General features: G+C 61.8%; 3 protein-coding genes. All 3 read right to left on the bottom strand.

The window, feature by feature from the left end; translation table 11 throughout:
• Complete coding sequence (gene gcvP / locus AC2FI7_RS22725; RefSeq protein WP_010441180.1) at positions 1-2,856, bottom strand: aminomethyl-transferring glycine dehydrogenase; 2,856 nt, start codon at positions 2,854-2,856, stop codon at positions 1-3.
• Between the two features lie 112 nt (positions 2,857-2,968).
• Positions 2,969-3,334, bottom strand: coding sequence for a glycine cleavage system protein GcvH (gene gcvH / locus AC2FI7_RS22720; protein ID WP_010441179.1), 366 nt, complete (start codon positions 3,332-3,334; stop codon positions 2,969-2,971).
• 17 nt (positions 3,335-3,351) lie between these two features.
• Positions 3,352-4,429: glycine cleavage system aminomethyltransferase GcvT (gene gcvT, locus AC2FI7_RS22715; RefSeq protein ID WP_010441177.1), on the bottom strand; the 1,078-nt coding region annotated here is incomplete at its 5' end.

Here is a 4,429-nt window from a genome sequence, read left to right as displayed (position 1 = left end):
TTACTCTGCGGCTTCTTCGTATTCTGACATTGGAGGGCATGTGCAGATGAGGTTTCGGTCTCCGTATGCGTTGTCGACGCGGTTGACGGGGGACCAGTATTTGTCGACGCCCATGGAGCCCGGAGGGAAGCAGGCCTGTTCGCGGGTATAGGGGCGGTCCCAGCTGCCCACCAGATCGCGCACCGTGTGTGGGGCGTTTTTCAGCGGGTTGTTTTCCGCGTCGATCTTGCCGTCGATGATGTCCTGTGCTTCCGCCCGGATCGACAGCATGGCGTCGCAGAAGCGGTCCAGCTCATCCATGGGTTCTGATTCCGTGGGCTCTACCATCAAGGTGCCGGCCACCGGCCAGGACATGGTCGGAGCATGGAAGCCGGAATCGACCAGACGTTTGGCAATGTCATCGACGCTGACATGCGCCGCCTCGTCCAAGGGTCGGGTGTCGAGGATGCACTCATGCGCCACCCGGCCGGTCTCGGACGTGTAGAGGATCGGATAGGCATCCTTGAGCCGCGCCGCGATGTAGTTGGCGTTCAGGATTGCCACTTTCGTGGCCTGGGTCAGACCCGCGCCGCCCATCAGCAGCACATAGGCCCAGCTGACCGGCAGAATGGACGGAGAGCCAAACGGTGCCGCCGAGACCGGACCCACGGCGGTGCCGTATTCCGGGTGGCCGGGCAGGTGCTCGGTCAGGTGCGCCTTGACGCCGATCGGGCCCATGCCGGGGCCACCGCCGCCATGCGGGATGCAGAAGGTCTTGTGCAGGTTCAGGTGGCTGACATCGCCACCCACATCGCCGGGACGGGCCAGGCCAACCATGGCGTTCATGTTGGCGCCGTCGATATAGACCTGACCGCCGTGATCATGGGTGATCTGGCAGACCTCCTGCACGGTGGTCTCGAACACGCCATGGGTGGACGGATAGGTGATCATGCAGGCGGCCAGATGATCCGAGTGCTTTTCCGCCTTGGCGCGGAAGTCGTTCAGGTCAATGTTGCCCTTGTCATCCGCCTGCACCGGCACAACCTGCCAGCCCACCATCTGGGCCGAGGCCGGGTTGGTGCCATGCGCCGAGGTTGGGATCAGGCAGACATTGCGCTGCCCTTCGCCCCGGGCGAAGTGATAGTTGCGGATGGTCAGAAGGCCCGCGTACTCACCCTGCGCGCCCGAGTTGGGCTGCTGCGAGATCGCGTCATAGCCGGTGATCTGGCACAGCTTGTCGTTCAGATCGTCGATCATCTCGTGATAGCCCTGCGCCTGATCTTGCGGCACAAACGGGTGCAGATTGCCGAACTCAGGCCAGGTGACCGGGATCATCTCGATCGTGGCGTTCAGCTTCATGGTGCAGGAGCCCAGTGGGATCATCGCCCGGTCCAGCGCCAGGTCGCGGTCGGCCAGACGGCGCATATAGCGGGTGATCTCGGCCTCGGCCCGGTTCTTGTGGAAGATCGGATGGGTCAGGTATTCGCTTTCGCGCAGCGCGTAATCCGGCAGGCGGTACTGCTTATTCGAGCTGTCATCCTTGCGATCGATGCCAAAGGCCCCCCAGACCGCCTCGATGGTCTCGGGGCGGGTCTGTTCGTCCAGGCTGATGCCCACTTTCGTGTCGCCCACTTTACGCAGGTTGACGCCGCGGGCCACTGCGGCCTCCATCACGACGTTCTGCAGATGGCCAACCTCGACCGTGATGGTGTCGAAGAATACCTCGGGTTCAACCGAGAAGCCCGCCTCTTCCAGACCGGCAGCCATGCGCGAGGTCTTGCGGTGCACCGATTGCGCGATGGCCTTGATGCCATCGGGACCGTGATACACCGCATACATCGAGGCAATCACCGCCAGCAGCGCCTGCGCAGTGCAAACGTTCGAGTTGGCTTTCTCGCGGCGGATATGCTGTTCGCGGGTCTGCAGCGCCAGGCGATAGGCCTTGTTGCCGCGGCTGTCGATGCTGACACCGATGATCCGGCCCGGCATCGAGCGCTTCAGCTTGTCGGTGGTCGCCATGTAAGCAGCATGGGGCCCGCCATAGCCCATCGGAACGCCAAAGCGCTGGGTCGAGCCGATGGCGATATCCGCGCCCATCTCACCAGGTGACTTCAGCAGCGCCAGCGACAGGATATCGGCGGCGACAATTGCGATGGCCTTGTGTTCATGCAGAGCGGCGATTTCTTTGGTGAAGTCACGCACATGGCCGTGGGTGCCGGGATACTGGAAGATCGCACCGAAGACGGCGCCTGCGTCCAGCGTGTCCGGATCAGCCACCTGCACCTCGATGCCCAGAGGCTCGGCGCGGGTTTTAATGACCGCGATGGTCTGCGGGTGGCAGTTCTTGTCGACAAAGAAGGCTGCATTGTTGGCCTTGGACCGGCCACCGCGCTTGGCCATGGCCATCGCTTCCGCCGCAGCTGTGGCTTCGTCCAGCAGGGATGCGTTGGCCACATCGAGCCCGGTCAGATCGCTGACCATGGTCTGGAAGTTCAGCAGAGCTTCAAGGCGGCCCTGGCTGATCTCGGGCTGATAGGGCGTATAGGCCGTGTACCAGGCCGGGTTTTCCAGGATGTTGCGCAGGATCGGCGCCGGCGTGGTGGTGCCGTAATAACCCTGACCGATCAGCGAGGTCAGAACCTTGTTCTTGCTCGCCACCTCTTTCATGTGGAACAGAGCGTCGCGTTCTGTCATCGCCGGGCCCCAGTCCAGCGGCTCTTTCTGCCGGATCGCAGGGGGGACGGTGGCGTCGATCAGCTGGTCCAGTGTCTTGAAGCCGATCACCTTGAGCATGTCGCGCATCTCGGTCGGGCTGGGCCCGATATGGCGGCGGTTGGCGAAGTCATAGGCTTCGTAATCGGTCAGTTTGAAGGCCATGTGTGCGCTCCTCAAGGATAGGTCAGACCCGGCGGAGACTGCGGGAGCCTCCGGCGGGAGTATTTTTAGCCAGATGAAGGGGCGGACCCGTGCGAGGACCCGCCATTTGGATTTATCCGATGAAGGCCTTGTAGCCGGCCTCATCCATCAGATCTTCGAGCTGCGCGGCATCCGCGATCTTAATCTTGTAGATCCAGGCTTCGCCTTCGGGGTCGTCATTCAGAGAACCGGGATTGTCGGCCAGCGCCTCGTTCACCTCTGTGATCTCGCCATCGACCGGCGCATAAAGCTCGGACGCGGCCTTGACGGATTCAATCACGCCGATCTCGCCGCCTTTTTCGAACTCGTCGCCTGCTTCCTGCTGTTCCACGAACACCACGTCGCCCAACTGCTCGGCGGCGTGTTTAGTGATGCCCAGCGTGGCGGTGTCGCCCTCAACAGCCAGCCATTCATGTTCTTCGGAATAATAGGTTGCCATGTCTCTCTCTCCTGACTTCAACGCTTGTAATTCTGGGTGACAAAGGGCAGCGCCACGATCTGCGCCGGTTGCGGTTTGCCCCGGATGATCAGGTTCACCGTCTCGCCCGGCTCGGTATGACCTGCCGCGACATAGCCCATCGCCACCGGTCCACCCACGGTGGGGCCAAACACGCCCGAGGTGATCTGGCCGATTGTATTGCCATTGCTGCACTGGATCTCAACGCCCTGACGCGCCGGTGCGCGGCCTTCGGGCTTGATGCCCACCAGCTTTTTGGCGGGACCTTCGGTCAGTTCCTTCTGCACACGGTCTGCGCCCGGGAAACCGCCCTCTTCCTTGCGGCGCTTCTGGATCGCCCAAGCCAGGGAGGCCTCGATCGGCGAAGTGCTCTGGTCGATGTCATTGCCATAAAGGCACAGGCCCGCTTCCAGCCGCAGGCTGTCGCGCGCGCCCAGACCGGCCGCCGCGCAATCTTCATGCGCCAGGAAGGCCTTGGTGATCTCTATCGCCTTGTCCTCGGGGATCGAGATCTCGTACCCGTCCTCGCCGGTATAGCCCAGCCGCGAGATGCGGCATTCGACACCGTTGATATCGGCCACCGTGGTTTCCATGAACTTCAGATCCCGCGCCGCAGGGCAGAGCTCGCCCACAACGTTTTCCGCCGCAGGGCCCTGTACCGCCACCAGTGCCCGGTCGAAGATCTCGATCACTTCAACACCGTCGAGATGTTCGCGCATATGCGGAATGTCCTGATGCCGTAGCGCCGCGTTCACCACCACAAAGTAATGATCCCCCGCATTCGACACGATCAAATCGTCCATGATCCCGCCTTCTGCGTTCGTAAAGAACCCGTACCGCGCCTTGCCTTCCTTCAGCGTCGCATAAGCCTGCGGGCACAAAGCTTCCAGCTTCTCGCCCACATTCTCACCCTTCAGGATCACCTGACCCATATGGCTCACATCAAACACCGCCGCCTTCTCACGACACTGCTTATGCTCCCCCATAATCCCCAATGGATACTGAACAGGCATCTCCCACCCAGCAAAATCAACCAACTTACCACCCAACTCAACATGCAAAGCGTGAAGAGGCGTG

The organism is Ruegeria sp. YTSA064 (assembly GCF_059610325.1).
The sequence above is the reverse complement of the archived record's forward strand: the minus strand, read 5'-3'. Positions and strand labels throughout refer to the sequence as shown.

What these genes read in the sequence shown, in the direction of transcription:
- gcvP (WP_010441180.1), bottom strand. Translation starts at nt 2,856, where the DNA reads ATGGCCTTCAAACTGACCGATTACGAAGCCTATGACTTCGCCAACCGC.
- gcvH (WP_010441179.1), bottom strand. Translation starts at nt 3,334, where the DNA reads ATGGCAACCTATTATTCCGAAGAACATGAATGGCTGGCTGTTGAGGGC.